Annotated in this window: 10 protein-coding genes; 4 read left to right on the plus strand and 6 right to left on the minus strand. The window is 50.7% G+C overall.

Going from position 1 to position 16421, the window contains the following annotated elements; genetic code table 11:
• Positions 1-222 precede the first annotated feature (222 nt).
• A complete protein-coding gene (locus tag RIC19_RS01955) occupies positions 223-2631 on the plus strand; it encodes a DUF3536 domain-containing protein (RefSeq protein WP_350176285.1) in 2409 nt (802 codons plus the stop codon).
• Here RIC19_RS01955 and RIC19_RS01960 read toward each other — a convergent pair.
• Positions 2615-4060, minus strand: coding sequence for a pyridoxal phosphate-dependent decarboxylase family protein (locus RIC19_RS01960; RefSeq protein ID WP_350176287.1), 1446 nt, complete (start codon positions 4058-4060; stop codon positions 2615-2617). The genes RIC19_RS01955 and RIC19_RS01960 overlap by 17 nt on opposite strands.
• A 136-nt stretch (positions 4061-4196) precedes the next feature.
• On the opposite strand from RIC19_RS01960, the gene RIC19_RS01965 reads away from it, so the two are divergent.
• Positions 4197-4394: a hypothetical protein gene (locus RIC19_RS01965; protein WP_350176289.1), complete on the plus strand. Its 198-nt coding sequence runs from the start codon at positions 4197-4199 to the stop codon at positions 4392-4394.
• Between the two features lie 614 nt (positions 4395-5008).
• Here the strand turns inward: RIC19_RS01965 and RIC19_RS01970 are convergent.
• The 3 genes from RIC19_RS01970 to miaB all read right to left on the minus strand — a co-directional run bounded on the left by RIC19_RS01970 (position 5009) and on the right by miaB (position 8736).
• Complete coding sequence (locus tag RIC19_RS01970; protein WP_350176291.1) at positions 5009-5788, minus strand: ComEA family DNA-binding protein; 780 nt, start codon at positions 5786-5788, stop codon at positions 5009-5011.
• 163 nt (positions 5789-5951) lie between these two features.
• Positions 5952-7259 (minus strand): sigma-54 interaction domain-containing protein, encoded by a 1308-nt coding sequence (locus RIC19_RS01975; protein WP_350176293.1) that lies wholly within the window; start codon positions 7257-7259, stop codon positions 5952-5954.
• Between the two features lie 34 nt (positions 7260-7293).
• On the minus strand, positions 7294-8736 hold the full coding sequence (gene miaB / locus RIC19_RS01980) for a tRNA (N6-isopentenyl adenosine(37)-C2)-methylthiotransferase MiaB (protein ID WP_350176295.1): 1443 nt from the start codon (positions 8734-8736) through the stop codon (positions 7294-7296).
• Positions 8737-8909: 173 nt separating this feature from the next.
• On the opposite strand from miaB, the gene RIC19_RS01985 reads away from it, so the two are divergent.
• On the plus strand, positions 8910-9722 hold the full coding sequence (locus RIC19_RS01985; RefSeq protein WP_350176297.1) for a DUF4349 domain-containing protein: 813 nt from the start codon (positions 8910-8912) through the stop codon (positions 9720-9722).
• Between the two features lie 197 nt (positions 9723-9919).
• On the opposite strand, the gene RIC19_RS01990 is transcribed toward RIC19_RS01985, so the two are convergent.
• Positions 9920-12307, minus strand: a complete 2388-nt coding sequence (locus RIC19_RS01990; RefSeq protein ID WP_350176299.1) for an ATP-binding protein — start codon at positions 12305-12307, stop codon at positions 9920-9922.
• Entirely contained in the window at positions 12307-12921 is a 615-nt protein-coding gene (locus tag RIC19_RS01995) for a response regulator (RefSeq protein WP_350176301.1), read from the minus strand. The genes RIC19_RS01990 and RIC19_RS01995 overlap by 1 nt, the downstream gene beginning before the upstream one ends.
• A 1139-nt stretch (positions 12922-14060) precedes the next feature.
• Between RIC19_RS01995 and RIC19_RS02000 the strand changes: the two genes are divergently transcribed.
• Positions 14061-15557, plus strand: a complete 1497-nt coding sequence (locus RIC19_RS02000) for a hypothetical protein (protein ID WP_350176303.1) — start codon at positions 14061-14063, stop codon at positions 15555-15557.
• Positions 15558-16421: the final 864 nt, after the last annotated feature.

The raw sequence follows: 16421 nt of genomic DNA on the forward strand, positions 1-16421 counted from the left end.
TTGCGGGGTTAAAAAGGCGCTTGCCTGCCGGTCTTGGAAGTCTGAGGCGGCCCTTTCATTCCTGATAACTACCGGGAGCCAGGGGTTGAAAATAGCTCATTTCTCCCACTACACTGATCCAACGCATCAAGCCTGATGGGTACATAAACACCATACTGATTTCTTTATTGTAGGTGTTACACTAAGTTGTTACCTTCGTCAGGATCAATCCAAAGAATTACAATGACCGCACCCAAACGATACGCTTGCATTCACGGCCACTTTTATCAGCCACCCCGGGAAAATCCCTGGCTGGAGACAGTAGAAGTGCAGGACTCTGCAGCCCCCTTTCACGACTGGAACGAGCGCATTAACTTTGAGTGTTATGCGCCGAATGCGACTGCCCGGGTACTCAACGGGCAACAGCGTATCATCGACATCGTCAACAACTACGCCCGGATCAGCTTCAACTTTGGGCCTACGCTGCTGTCCTGGATGGAAAAAGCAGACCCCAAGACCTACGCCCGGATACTGATGGCCGACCGGCAGAGTCAGGAGCTCTTCGGTGGGCATGGCTCTGCGATGGCACAGGCACATAGCCATCTCATTTTGCCACTTTGCAACCGCCGCGATAAGGAGACTCAAATCGCCTGGGGCATCGCTGATTTTAAGCACCGCTTTAATCGTATGCCGGAAGGGATGTGGCTGGCGGAAACAGCCGTAGACACGGAGACCCTGGAAGTTTTGGCTGAACAAGGCATCACGTTTACCGTGCTGGCCCCCCGTCAGGCCAAAGCCATTCGGAAAATAGGCGCAACAGACTGGGAGGAGCAGGGGCACGCAGCGGTGGACACCCGCCGACCTTACCTTTGTCAGTTGCCTTCCGGTAAAACCATCACGCTGTTTTTCTACCATGGCGGCATTGCGCAGGGCGTAGCATTTGAGGGGCTGCTCAACAACGGCATGGCTTTCGCCAACCGTTTTCAGGAAGCCTTCACTGATAGTGAGGAGCCCCAACTGGCGCACATCGCCACCGACGGGGAAAGCTATGGCCACCACCACCTGCATGGGGAGATGGCCCTGGCAGCCTGCCTGCGCTCCATTGAAGAACAAGGCATCGCCACGGTCATCAATTACGGGCAATACCTGGAGCTCCACGCACCCACCTACGAGGTGCAGATCCACGAAAATAGCTCTTGGAGCTGTGTGCACGGCGTGGAACGCTGGCGGTCGAACTGCGGTTGTAACACCGGCGGCCGGCCGACCTGGACACAGGACTGGCGCGCGCCCCTGCGGGAAGCCCTCGATTGGCTACGCGATCAGCTGGTCCCGATCTATGAAAAAGCAGCCGGGAAGTTGATGAAGGATGCCTGGGCGGCACGCAGTGATTACATTCAGGTCCTTCTTGACCGCAATCCGGCGACGGTAGATGTTTTCGTGCGTACGCATGCCAAAAAAGACCTGGATGAAGCTGAGCTTATCCAATTACTCCGCCTCATGGAGCTGCAACGCCATGCTATGCTTATGTTTACGAGTTGCGGCTGGTTTTTTGATGAGGTTTCGGGTATCGAGACTAACCAAATCCTGCAGTATGCCAACCGGGCGATCCACTATGCATTTCAGGTGTCCGATACAGATCTGCACGATGCATTCGTTGCCCGCCTGGAGCAGATTCCCAGCAATGTGTATGAAAACGCGGCGGAGAGCTACCGCAAATACGTAGCACCAGCGCGGGTAGACCTGATAAGGGTAGGCATGCACTACGCCGCTTCTTCGATCTTCGAGGAGTACCCGGAACACCTGGAGTTTTTCAACTACATGGCAGACAGTGAGGTGTTCTACCGCCTATCGGCAGGTAAATACCGCCTTGCGCTGGGCCGGACTACGGTGCAGTCCAAAACTACCTTGTCCCGCAAGCACTTCAGCTTTGCCGTGCTTTATCTGGGGCAGCAGAATATCATCGGAAATATCTCTTTGGACATGAGCCGGGCGGATTTTGATCAGATGGCAGAGGCTGCCAAGGAAGCATTCCGGAGTACTAACCTGGGCGAGGTGATCGGGCAGATGCAAACTTACTTTGGGCAGGAGAAATTTTCTATCTGGGAACTTTTCACCGATGAGAAACGGAAAATCCTGAGGCAAATCACTGAGGATAGCCAAGAGCAGGTGGAAAAGGCCCTGCGCGACATTTACGAAGACAACTATCAGCTGATGATGGGCATGTCGGTGAGTGATATCCCGGTGCCGGAGTATTACCGCAGCGCAGTAGCCTTTGTGTTGAATCACGATCTGTTGGAGATTTTCGAGAATGGCACTCTTAACCGCCGGGAGTTGCGCCGAATTTATGCAGAATTCCGCCGCTGGGATGTACCCCTTACTAATGAGCAAGCCTTTAAGCTTGTTGTTGAGGAACGGGTTTTCCGCGAATTGCAGCAAATGCAAACCGGCGAATGGAGCCTGGAGCAGCTGAAAACCTTGGTGGCCGTACTGCAAACCATCAGTCAGCTCGAGATCTCTATGGAATATTGGCAGAGCCAAAACCTGTACTTTTCCCTGCTCAAGGAGTATGAATCCGGTGTCCGGACTTTCAAGGACGAAGAATGGCGTGGTGCTTTTATGGCATTAGGAGAGCTGTTTAGTATGGTGGTTTGAGCGGCGGTTGAAACTGAACGCCGCTCAAACGGGCTACGGTTTGCAGCTCCGCCTGGGCGGCTTCCACATGCCGTTCTTCAACGTAGGTTTGCCCGATGACCATGCGCAAAACGTACTGGTCCTCAATTTTGGTGTGCGTTAGGAATAGTTTGCCCCGCTGATTCACCTTTTCCACCAATGCCTGGTTAAGGGCGTTGAGGGTTTCTTCCGGGCGGTCATCCGGCCGGAAGCGGAAGCAGGTGAAGTTGAGAAAGGGAGGAAGAAGTAACTCGAAGTCCTCGGACTGTTCGACCCATTCTGCAAACTGGGTATTGAGTGCAATATGTTTCCGTAGGCGCTCCTGCATACCCTTCAGCCCAAAACTACGCAGGACAAACCATAGTTTTAGTGCCCGGAATCGCCGACCGAGTGGAATACCCCAGTCCCGGTAGTCGTTGACTTGCCCTCGGGTGCGGGTCTTGAGGTACTCCGGCAGGATATCAAAGGTATGCACCAGCATATCGGCATCTTTTACATAATAAGCTGTGCAGTCGAAATTGGTAAACAGCCATTTGTGTGGATTGAAAACAAAACTGTCGGCCTGTTCCATCCCCTCAATCATCCATTGATACTCAGGCAGGATGAGGGCAGAACCAGCATAGGCCGCATCAATGTGGTGCCATACGTTATGCCGGGCGCAGATAGCGCTGATCTCCGGGATGGGGTCTACGGCAACGGTGCCGGTAGTGCCTACCGCAGTGACGACACAGCAAGGCAGGTAGCCTGATTCCACATCTTGCTGAATCTGTGCCTCAAGCGCATCCGCCCGCATCCGCATTTGCTCGTCCACAGGAATTTTGACCAGGTTTTTACGACCGATACCAGCTATTTTTACTGCCTTTTCAATCGAGGAGTGGGTTTGTGTGGAGCAATAAACGCGCAGATTGGGCGGCACACCATTTTCATTGGCTTCGAAGTTGGTCACCTTTTCCCGGGCCGTCAGAATAGCCACCAGGGTCGCGGAAGAAGCCGTATCCTGAATGACCCCTTCCCAATCTTGTGGGATGCCCATCGCTTGCTGCAGCCATTCCATCATACGCTCTTCCAGTTCCGCGGCAGCCGGGGAAGTTTCCCAAATCATACACTGTGCGCCCATGGCAGCGGTCATCATTTCGGCGTATACCGACTCCACTGAGCTGTTGGCGGGGAAGTAGGCGTGGAAATTGGGGTGTTGCCAGTGGGTCATACCGGGCAGGATGATGCGGTCCATATCTTGCAGGATACTCTCCAACGGCTCCCCGGATTCAGGCATTTGTTCCGGGATTTGCTTATAAATAGCACCTGGTGCTACCTGCGACTTTACGGGCAATTGTTCCAATTGGTCGAAGTACTGCTGTATCCAGTTGGTAATATCAGGTGCATGGCGGTGGAAGTCTTTGCGGTCGATCATGTTTTTAAAAGCCGATTTTAGAAAGCACTAGTATACGGAAAAGCGCGCTACGCGGCAGTGTTAATGGTAGGATAATCGTAATTTTTTATCCGCCTGACAGGGGGCAGTAGGCTATTTTTACCTAAAATCATCCGACATGAAAAACTACCTTACCTTAGCCATCTTATCCGCCAGCCTTTTTACTTGCAAAACGCCCTTGCCGGAGTACACTTTTGAAACCATCATCTGGATTGCCGTGTGGAGCCCTAACGGGCAGCAACTGGTGGTGACTACCGCTGGAGGGGGAGTGAGGGTATTGGACCGGGAGTTTGGGGAGGTGGTTAGCCGGCCTTAGTTTTATTGGGTAGGAATACGGACTAGACTGATTGCACGGATTTTCACTGATTGCGAGCAGGGGCATGCTTGTATGGCGGCACCGGATTGCCAAGATCAGCGTCATCAGCGTACCTTTTTCGTGTGTGGCGGTAGGGAACACGGATTAGACTGATTGCACGGATTTTCGCTGATTGCGAGCAGGGGTATGCTTGTATGGCGGCACCGGATTGCCAAGATCAGCGTCATCAGCGTACCTTTTTCGTGTGTGGCGGTAGGGAACACGGATTGGACTGATTGCGCGGATTTTCGCTGATTGCGAGGGGGGTATGCTTGCATGGCGGCACCGGATTGCCAAGATCAGCGTCATCAGCGTACCTTTTTCGTGTGTGGCGGTAGGGAACACGGATTGGACTGATTGCACGGATTTTCGCAGATTGCGAGGGGGGCATGCTTGTATGGCGGCACCGGATTGCCAAGATCAGCGTCATCAGCGTACCTTTTTCGTGTGTGGCGGTAGGGAACACTGATTAGACTGATTGCGCGGATTTTCGCTGATTGCGAGGGGGGCATGCTTGTATGGCGGCACCGGATTGCCAAGATCAGCGTCATCAGCGTACCTTACCAAAGCTATGCTTAATCATTCAACTGGCAAGTCCATATCGTAATAGCCCGCTCCCCCCGGTTAATTACAACTGGCAAATCCACCTGAGTCACCGGATCAACAAGTACTCCGGTGTTATCGAAGCCTTTGTACAAATGAAGCTCCAGCCGGTCCTCCCATTCCGGGTAGAAGTTCAGGTATTTCTCTGTTTCCTTCAAGACGCGCTCGAAGGAGAACCAGTTATCAGCATCAAACTGATAGAACCAAAGCGCCAAAGCGTAGGCACCAAAGTGTGAATCGGGAAAGTACTCATCGTAGCAGCGCTCCACCAGTTCGCCGGCCAGCTCTGCCGCTTTGCTGTTACTGTACCGTTCCAGAGAAATCTGCTCTACCTGATCACCAACGAATTCGGCCAGACTGGATTTAGAATCGATGATTTCCTGGAAAGCTGCCTCGTTTTCAAAAATAGAGGTGAAATACTCCAGCTCCCAGTTGTTGAGAATGACACCGTTGTACATGCTGCTGCGGAAGGCCTGTGCGGCAGGCTTTTTGAAAGCGTGCATAAGGTCCAGTATTTTGTCTTTGCCTAGTCCGGGTACCGCTTCTACTTGTTTGAGGTTCTGAAAATGACGCCCAGGCAGGTCATTTCGTGCTTTGAGGATGCGCTCCGCCACCTTTTCGCCAATACCGGTACCGCTGTTCTGATTGCGGTCACGAATAGCCTCTGATAGCGCAGTGGCATTATCGATACGATTGAGGAAACCGAGCAGTCGGCGCTCCATGGCTGGGAGTAGGTCATTTCTGATATCCATAACTATACCCTTTTGAATGCAAAAGATAGCAGGTCTGCAGGAAATGAACGGCTTTTTCGGAAAACTTTACATAAAATTAAAGCAGGGGGCACGTGGAAAAGGGCATGCAAACGGGAGGTGATAAGTAGCACTCCCAGGGTATACTGTTGCGCTGTTCAGGCGGCTATAGCCCGTATTGCTTGATCTTACGGTAGAGCGTACGTTCGGAAATGCCCAGATCTGTAGCGGCCTCTTTGCGCCGGCCATTGTGCTTGCGCAGGGCTTTGTAGATCAGCTCTTTTTCATTGTCTTCCAGGGACAGGTTTTCTTCCAGTTCTTCTGTTTGAGCATAAGGCTGCTGATCCGGATCGTCGTGGTTGAGAATGATGGGCTTAACACTATCGGGCAGGTCCTCGTGCTGGTAATCCTCGTCGTGGTAGTCGTGCAAAAAATCTTTGACATCCTGCTTTTCGGAGGAGCTATGCCCGGGGAAACTGGAAGAAGGCGCTTGCAGCCCCCGGATATCACTGGCATCAGGTACGCGCAGGTCGTTATTGCGGATGAGCTCAAAGACCAGGGTTTTCAGGTCATTGAGGTCATTTTTCATGTCGAGCATGAGTTTGTAAAAAATTTCCCGCTCCTGCATACTGACCCCATCTCCGCCGGTACTTTTCTGATCGGCAATCATAGGAAGATTGCGGCGGTTGATTTGGGGGGCGTACTGCAGCAAATGCTCCGCATCCAGGAGTTTTTCTTCTGCCATAACCGAGGCTTGCTCCGCCACATTCTTCAGCTCCCGGATATTGCCGGGCCAGCTGTAGTTTTCCAGCATCAGGCGGGCTTTGTCGTCGAGCTGAATAGAAGCAGTCCGGTATTTTTCGGCAAAGTCAGTAGCGAATTTCCGGAAGAGCATGTAGATATCCTCCCGGCGCTCCCGCAAAGGCGGCACACTGATGGGCACTGTGTTGAGGCGGTAGTAGAGGTCTTCCCGGAATTTGCCCTTCTTGACAGCTTCGAGCAAGGAGACGTTCGTGGCGGCGATGATGCGCACATCGGTCTTTTGGACTTTGGAGGCTCCCACACGGATGAATTCGCCGGTTTCCAGGACGCGGAGCAGAAAAGACTGCGTGTCCATGGGCATTTCCCCAATCTCGTCCAGGAAGATAGTGCCCCCATCGTAGGTTTCGAAGTAGCCCTTGCGCTCACTTGTAGCCCCGGTAAAAGAACCCTTCTCGTGCCCGAAGAGCTCTGAGTTGATAGTACCCTCGGGGATGGCCCCGCAGTTGATGGCAATAAAATTGTTGTGTTTGTGTGTGCTGAGCGCGTGTATGATTTTGGAAAACACCTCCTTACCCACACCGCTCTCTCCGGTAATCAGTACCGAAAGGTCGGTACCGGATACACGGATAGCGGTGCTCAGTGCACGGTCGAGTAGGGGAGACCGCCCAATGATGCCAAAGCGTCGTTTGATGGATTGGAGGTTGACGTCCATTTGGGGTAGTTGGTTTTCGGTATGTAAAATAGGTCTAAGCGTCAGCGATTTCGCCGATAAGCGTGGCACTAGTGGCATCCGAGACTTTCACATAGCAATAGTCGCCGGGTGCCAGGCCTTCGCGCTTATCGAACACAATCATTTTATTCTGCGAGTTCCGCCCTTTGAATTGCTGGTCTGAGCGCTTGGAATCGCCTTCAATCAACACTTTGAAGGTTTTCCCAATGTCTTGTTTGTTGTGCGCAAAGGATACCTGAGCCTGCAAATGGATGATTTCCTGCAGGCGGCGTTTTTTTACTTCAAGCGGGACATCGTCCTCGTACTTCCGCGCAGCGAGTGTGCCCGGGCGTTCAGAGTAATAAAACATGTAGGACATGCTGTAATTGGCCAACTCAATCATGCTGAGTGTATCCTGATGTTCCGCTTCAGTTTCGCTGCAGAACCCGGTAATGATATCCGAAGAGATAGCACAGTCGGGCATGATTTCGTAGATGCGGCGCACTTTGTTAGTGTACCACTCCCGGTCGTAGGTCCGGTTCATCAGGTCAAGGATACGGCTATTACCGGACTGCACAGGCAGGTGGATATAATTGCAGATGTTCTCATACTGCTTCATGGTGTACAGCACCTCGTCCGTAATGTCTTTGGGGTGGGAAGTGCTGAAACGGATGCGGAGGTCCGGGTGCACCTGTGCCGTCAATTCTAAAAGCTGGGCAAAGGTCAGCGCCTTGCCGGTTTCAGGGTTTTCCCATTTATAAGAATCCACGTTTTGACCGAGCAGGGTTACTTCCCGATAGCCTTGTTCGTACAAATCGGTAGCTTCGGCTACGATGCTGAAGGCATTGCGGCTCCGCTCCCTGCCCCGTGTAAAAGGCACCACGCAGAAAGAGCACATATTGTCGCACCCCCGCATGATAGAAATGAAAGCCGATACGCCATTGGAGTCGAGGCGCATAGGGTTGATGTCCGCGTAGGTTTCCTCACGGGAGAGGAAAACGTTGATGCCTTTGTCCCCATCTTCAGCTGTGGCGATAAGCTTCGGCAGGTCGCGGTAAGCATCAGGGCCAATGACGAGGTCCACCAGTTTTTCTTCATCCAGCAGTTGAGCTTTCAGGCGCTCGGCCATACAGCCCAGTACGCCCACGAGTGTGCCACGGCGTTTCTTCTTGACTTTGTCGAATATCCGGAGGCGCTTGCGCACCGTATCCTCTGCCTTCTCGCGGATAGAGCAGGTATTGATGAGAATGAGGTCGGCAATCTCCATATTCCGGGTAGCCTGATAGCCTTCCTGCGCCAGGATGGAAGCAACGATTTCGCTGTCGCTAAAGTTCATCTGGCAGCCGTAGCTCTCAATGTAGAAATGCCGGGCTTCCTCCGGATTGGCAGTTGCTGCCTGCTCCTGGAAAAAAGCTTCGCCCTGTCGCTGTTCGTCTATGGTCTTGGTCAGGCCGGCCAAGGTTGGATTATCATCGTACATTATTGTCCCGTTTTCAAAGTAGTCGGCAAAGGTAAAACAAATTCACCGGCTATGTGACAATTTGGCAGGTAGATTTTGTAATTTGTCCCGCCGGGAAAGCCTTAACAACCCTGTGCGCACCAAGTTCGTCCGGAATGGCATCCTTACGCTTGGCAATCAAACCCGAAATACCTATGAAAATGAATATTCGCATACTCATCCCGCTATTGATCCTGGCTTTTTCGGCTATGGCCTGTGACGGAAAATCTGGTTCGTCTGATTATTCCTACGCCAGTGAGGAAGCCATGCCCGACCAAACCACTGAGGCGAAAGCAAGTGGTGAGCCCGGCGAATCCGTACCGGAAAAGAAAGTCATCCGTACCGCGCACCTTCAGATGGAGGTGGCCAGCTACGAGGCTGCACTAAAGGAGACGAAAGCTATTGTGGAAGCATATGAGGCAGAGATTACGGCTGAGGAAGAACAGCAGTACGGGCAGCGGTTGGAGAACCGGCTGGTGATCCGGTTAGCGCCCGCTCGTTTGGACTCCATGCTCAATGCCCTGGAAGGGCTGGCTTTGCAGGTCAGCTCCCGTTCTGTCAATTCGGAGGACGTAACCCGGAGATATGTAGACCTGGAAACCCGCCTGTCCTCCAAGCGTGCGGTAATAGCCCGTTACCAGGAGTTGCTGGCTCAGGCTAAGAATGTAAACGAGGTGCTGGCCGTGGAGAATAACCTCCGGCAAGTGATCGAAGAGGTGGAATCCATGGAGGCACAGTTCAGGTACCTCAGCCAGCAGGTTGACCGCAGCACCTTATACCTGACGCTTTACGAAACCCGCTCAGAGGGCATCGCCCACCGCAGTTTCGGTAGCAAAATCGCATCGGCTTTTGCAGATGGCTGGGGGCTGCTGAAAAACCTGGTACTGGGCACGGTTACGGCCTGGCCAATTGTCATCGTATTGGGCCTGGGCATTTGGTGGTGGCGCCGCCGCCGGGCTAAGCGTTAACCCAGGCGGTTGTGGCCTGAGAATCCCATCATGACTGGGATGATGAACAAGATAACCGCGAAGAGTAGCATCAAAGAAAAAGTTCCGCCTGTCATGATTGTCGATTTTGGTGATGAATTAACTTCAAGGTAAGCGGAATAGCGGCCGGGAGCGTTGACAGGGGTCAGCGGCGGGGCTGATTTTTGATAGGGTGTGGTTTATGGTAAAGGAAAGCGGAGGGTGAAAGTGGTACCACGCCCTTCGCCCATGCTTTCTACTGAAACACTGCCTTCATGCCGTTCCATAATACGTTTCACAATAGCCAGTCCGGCACCCGTCCCGGGAAACTCCTGCCGGTTGTGAACAGACTTGAAAAGAGAGAACATCCGCTGCTGATTAGGCAAAGCGATACCCATGCCATTATCCGATACCTCAAGCTTTAGAAAACGCCCCTTGGGTTGTGCAGTGACCCGGATGACAGGATCGGGCGTACGTGCAGTGGCCTTGATTGCGTTGGTAAGCAAGTTGGTGATCACCAGGCGGAAAAGTGGTGGGTCGGCATACACCTCCGGTAAGTGATCAGGGAGCTGCAATCTGATGCCCTCCGGCAAATCCGGCACAGCGTGCTCAAGTTGGTGCCAGATGGCTCGAATGACGCCTGCAGGCGGTATGGGTTTGGGTTGGAGGGCCAGGCGGTCGGCCTGAGCATATTGAATCATATCATCCAGCATTTTGGCGAGTTGCTCAAGGCTGCTCTGGAGATAGTGGAAGTGGGGGCGGAGTTCTTCCTGCTCTGCAACGGTCCTCTCCTCTTCCAGGATAGAGACAATATTGAGGGCAGCCCTTAGAGGGATTTTCAGATCATGCCCTACGATATAGTTGAAGGACTTCAGGGTTTCTTCTTTCTCCTGAGCAAGGTTGCGGATTCTGGTAAGTAGTTCCTGCTCCCGGTTGACAAAAGACTTAAGCTGTAGCAGTTTGCTTCCGGGGTTTTGTGGTGCCTCTTCCGGCTCTGGTGTATTGTGTTCAGAGCGGCTGGGTATGATAACTGCATCAGGGTGGCCGGGGAGTTCCCGGGAAAGCAGGCTGGCATGGTTGCGCATGGCGGCCAGCAGTTCATCAAGCTGCTGATTGGTCTGTTCGCTTAGGCGCCGGGCTGCCTTCAGGGACTTCCTGCGTTCCAGCAGCAGCCCAATCAGGAGGGTAACAAAAAACAGGAACAAGGCCAACAAAATCCAGGTCAGCTGGCGGCTTTTCTGCTCTGAGAGCAAGAGCTGGTTCTCCTTTTGCAGCAGCTCAGTTTGTTGTTCCTGAGTTTTGAGCCGCTGAGCCTGAAGCTGCAAGCTTACCTGCATACCCTCTATTTCTTTGGAGAGCTCCTTTTGCCGGAGGCTGTCGGTAGCCTCGTTGTAGAGCCGTAAAGCCTCATAAGCCATAGTGATGTCACCGGTTTGATAGTACAGCTTCGCTTCCTGTTGGAGCAAGTCTTTGAGGAAATAGAGATCTCCAATCGTATTAGTATAACCTTTGGCCAGCTTGATTTCAGAAAGGGCTTCGTTGCCACGCCCAAGCTGGCTTAGTACCTTAGACTTCAGCAAATGAATATTGCCGATATAGATGGGAGCTTTTTCGTTGCTAAAAAAAGCGAGGCACTGTTCCAACTTTTCGAGGGCCAGTTTGTAATCCTGCCGGTTGATGTCAATTTCCGCCAACCGGTAAAGAGAAGTGAACTGATCAAATGGAAAGTCTTTTTGAATCGCCAGGTCGTGGTGCAATTGTGCATAGAGCAGGGCAGAATCTAATTGTTCTTCTGTCCGGTAGATGTCAAAAAGGGTAATGTAAAAATTGAATTTAAGGGTGGTATAGTTAGTGGTTTTGATAGACTCATATCCTTCCAGCAGGACCTCTTTGGCTCGGGAGTAGTTGTTGAACTTTAGTGCAGAAGCCCCAACGGCAATAGCTGCTGTAGCCATGGCAATGGGGTTTTCAGACTCAAGGGCCAGTTTTTGGAAAGCTTTAAGGGTTTCGAGGTGCCTGTTGTACTGGCCAGTTCTAAAATAGCACTCTGAAAGTGGCGGGTAAATCTGTATCGCCATTCTGATATAAAGGCTGTCGCCCAAAACCTGCCGGTGCTCCATGGCGTATTGCAGCGCCTCCGTGTAGAGCCCGATTGCAGGTTCGAAGGTCTGCAGAGAATAAAAGCCATATCCTGCATAGAGGTTGTAGAGCTGAAGCGCCAGATGATGGGCGCCTTCTTGTTTGGCGAGCTTAATGGGGCGCTCCCCCATTTTCTTTACAGCTTGGTATTGCCCCTGCTGCCCATACAGCCCAGCCAGCCGGTAGGAGAATTCTGCCTCCCACAGCACGTTTGCGGTTGCTTTAGCTTTGGTGAGGCCTGCCTGTATAATGCGTTGCCGGCCTTCGGGCCCGTCTGCAGTATTAAGCGAATCCAGCAATGCTTCAAACGATGTTTCTTCCCAGCGCGGCGTATCTGTGGCAGTTTGGGCGGAGACTCCCCGGCACAACAGGCTGAAGCAGGCAGGCAGCAGTAGTAATCGGAAGATACTACCAAACCTGTCATATTCATTGCCTTTGGGTGCACACATTATCCCTGCATTTTCTTGATCGCGTCAATCCTGTTATCCACATTCAGTTTGGCATATACCTTTTTGACATGATACTTGACCCCGTTTACGGTAATGCCCATCAGGGAAGCCGTCTCCTCGTAGCTGTGCCCGTCTGCAAAGAATTGCAGCAGCTGCTCTTCCCTCGGCGTGAGCGGAGATTCAGGCCTGGGAGCGGGCTGGAAGTAGGCGATCAGCCATCTGGCCATTTTGGGCGAAATCAGGGCGCCCCCGTCCCGGATGACCTCTATTAAATCCGGGAATTCCCGTACCGGAAAATCCTTCAGAATATAACCATCGGCACCGTTGGAGAAAGCCTGGAATAAGGCTTGCCGGTCTTCACACTGTGTGAGCATGACTAATTTTGCTTCCGGGAATCGTTTCCGAAGGCCAGGTAACGCTTCTATGCCACTCATTTCGGGCATGTCTATATCAATAAAAACAATATCAATAGATGCCAAACGGGGCAGCTTTTCCCAAAAGGATTTGACTGAGGATGCCGTTATCAGGCAACGGATATCTGGTTGTAGCTGTATCCTGTGCCTAAGGCTGTAGAGGTAGGCAGCATCATCTTCTATAAGGGCTATCTTAATCATTATTTTTGTTCATTAGAGTGGAGCCACATATGGAGACCCGTATGACTTTCTCTCCTGCAAGAAAACAGATTTTCTTAACAAAACCGAATGAGATATTGTATAGTCCACTACTTTTGGTTGAAAATTGAGTACTTCAATATGGTTCTAAGAGCGTGTTGGGACTTTTGTCTTCTAGTCGAAAACTAACAATTTTTTGGTTAGACGAGGCACGAAAACCGGAGTTTAGCTTTAGCTAAATGAGGATTTTCGGGACGAAGTGTAAGCAAAAAAGTGTAGTTTGAAGACCGATTACTAAAGTCCCAACACGCTCTAAATGATTTGAGCTGCAACTATCTGATAGCTGATAGCCGGGCATGGCTGAGGGGTTAGGTGTGAAAAACCTAATCAAATATTTCGGCCAGGTTGTACTATTACACAGAATACCGGATACATTGTTTAGGAGTTGAGTACGGTGGACTGGATGACAGAACTTATTTCCTATGGGAATAGCCTGATTTACTGGCTGTTAGTAGCTTTTTTGTATTGAGCCCTGTGGGCGTCGCACTAAAGCAACTACCCTAAAGTGTAGTGAATTGCAGATTGTTTTCAGTTGAACACGGGGTATGCCGTACAAGGCTTGTTGCAGAATGTCAGTGAGTTACGAAGAATCTGGTTTTGCTTTGTGGCGTGCTGTTATAAAGAATTAAGGCGTATTTTAACTATTGAAAATTAAGGACAATGAAAAAGAATACCTATTTTTATACTTGAAAAACAATAGCCCAAAACGCTCCGATTATATTTCAAGCTTGACAATGGCAGGCATTCTATTATTAATTAGGTTACAGGCATTTCCCCATATGCCTTGTTTGATAACTGCACATTTACCGCACATTTAATCAACACATTTTTACTCTGCACAAGTATGGGTAAAATGCAAGCTCCCAACCTTAAAGAGGACTTCGGAAGATGATGACCGGATGCTCAGGCTGTGCCTGTGATCAATCCGTGGTGTCATTATTTACCGGAAAACCATTTTCTCAAGGCATTCAGCTACCTGGATGTTGCTTGGTCTCGGTGTTGTACAGACAACAACTCTCAAAGTTGTATGATATGTCTGGGAACAAGGGGGTTTAGTTCGGAATGATTGCACAAAATAACTCATGAAAGACCTTTTTGAAATTGCACAAATCGTAACACCTCATAAGCTACGGTCGGTTGAGCTCTTCAATGCTTCCGAAGGCAAGTCAGACTCTATGATTCAGCAGCTGTATGATATGCTGCAGGAGAAATCTGTGGAAGATGACGATGCTGCCGCCGAACAACTGTACGGTAAGGAAAAAAGCTACTCCGGCTATCAAAAGCTGAGGGGCAGCCTTAAAAGCAGGTTGATCAATGCTCTGTTCTTGATTGACCTTAAGCGCTCGGGTTATAAAGACCGGAAAAATGCATATTTCGAAGCTTACAGGGAGTGGGCAGCTGCTAAGATTCTACTGGGGAAACAGGCACGTACAGCAGCGCTTTCCATAATGCTGAAACTGGCGAAAATCAGCCGGAAATTTGAATTCACAGAACTTCAGCTAGATCTGCTGCATACCCTGAGGGTCTACTACAGCACAATAGAAGGCGATGCCAGGAAGTACAAAGCCTACAATCAGGAATACAAACTGGTACAGCAGAAATGGATGGAGGAAAGCCTTGCGGAGGAGCTGTATTTATCGCTGTCTGTTGAATTTGTCAACGAGAAAGCCACGAAGCGGGAGTTGCAGGAGCAGGCTGTTGAAAGCTACCTTACCGTGAAGCCTGCACTCGAAAAATATGATACCTATCAGCTTCACTTGTGCGGCCGGTTGCTGGAGGTTAGCCAATTTACAGTAGTGAATGATTATAAGCAGGCGCTTGAAGTCTGCGAGCGGGCCATTCAGTTTTTTGAAGCGAAGCCTTTTAGTGCAACTGTCCCCCTTCAGGTTTTTTCGTACCAAAAGCTGATCTGTTTTCTGCAGTTGCAGCAGCCTGAGCCAGCTTTTGAGGCCGCTGCCTACTGCGGGAAATACGTCACGGAGGGCGATTTTAACTGGTTCAAAATACAGGAAGTCCTGACACTGCTCCACATGCACAATCAGCATTATGAAGAGGCAGCAGTTGTCATCACAAGCGCAGTCGGGCACCGCAATTTTGAAAGCATGCCCCAAAATATTCAGGAGTCCTGGCGTATAGCAGAGGCTTACCTGTACTTTTTACAAAGTGTAGGTGCCTTGTCAGAAAAGTGGGTCACTGATTTTCGGCCTGCCCGCTTTCTCAACGGCATAGAGGTGTTCTCCAAGGATAAAAAAGGGATGAACATTCCTATTCTGCTACTTGAGATTTTGCTTAAAACTATAGACGGAGGCCGGGATGAGTTGATTGACCGGGTGGACGCTTTGCACAAGTACCGTACCCGCTACCTGAATCAGGCGGAGGACCTACAGCGAAGCAACCTGTTTATGAAGTTGCTGCTATACCTACCGAAGAATGCTTTTGACAAAGCTATCGTACTCGAAAAGGCCGCTAAAGACTGGCAGTGCCTTCAGCAAATGCCTATACCGCTGGCCAGTCAGCCTTTTGAAATCGAAATAGTCCCCTATGAAACCCTTTGGGAATTATTGATCGGTCATTTGTAAACCGGCCGGCCGGCTGCTGCCCTCCGCTTTTCCTGATGGTGTAAAAAACGGGGGTGGGTAAATCCCGAAAACTGTCTGTGTGTTGCCAGACTGTCTTTTATATGTTTGTAATATTGATATATGAAGAGTTGTTTAATGCGAAATCTGGTCTTTTCAAGATCCGAATATACAGCCTGTATCCCTCCAAGGCAAATTTCTTTCGATATCAGAACAGTCTAAATATTTAATCCATTCAATTGAGTCAACTATGAACGTTTCCAGTTTTACCCTCTACGGACAGTTTCTATTCCTTCAGAATGATGGCGTGATCAACGTGGATATCATTTCGCCAAAAGCCTGAAGAGATTTTATGGACAGAGGCCCGGTGCCAGGCGGTGCTGGGTCTTAAATAAATATCAATGCTCCTAACAAATAAATTGGGCACGCTTAGCCATCAGGCTGCCTTGCGCCAAGTTGGCTCCGGCCCCCCTCAGGTTGCCTCTTTCACAACAATGAGCAAAGTGGTCTTTGGTGCCCCCAGTGCTAACTGCTCAGGGCAGGGAATTTGTAGGTTTGAAGATTTGAATCACAGATCGCCTTCACCTGGGAAATCTGGGTGCCAACCTGGTATTGCCCTGTTGCATTACGACAGCGGACTTGTATTGAATCTTCATTTTTTGATCGGTAGCCTCTCACCATGTGCACAGGCCAGATATTTCTGCAATTCACATTTTTCCCTGCCCGAACCCGTTGATTACAAAGTGGGCCCTTTAGGGATTTTGATGACATTGCAAAAAGGTCTCTATCGTATAGTCCATCAGAATGCCTTCTTCACAGTCCCTGTTGAGGTCAGGTTGAAAAGCAACAATAGCATGGCCAGGAATG

This window comes from Phaeodactylibacter sp. (assembly GCF_040219495.1).
Taxonomy (GTDB): domain Bacteria; phylum Bacteroidota; class Bacteroidia; order Chitinophagales; family Saprospiraceae; genus Phaeodactylibacter.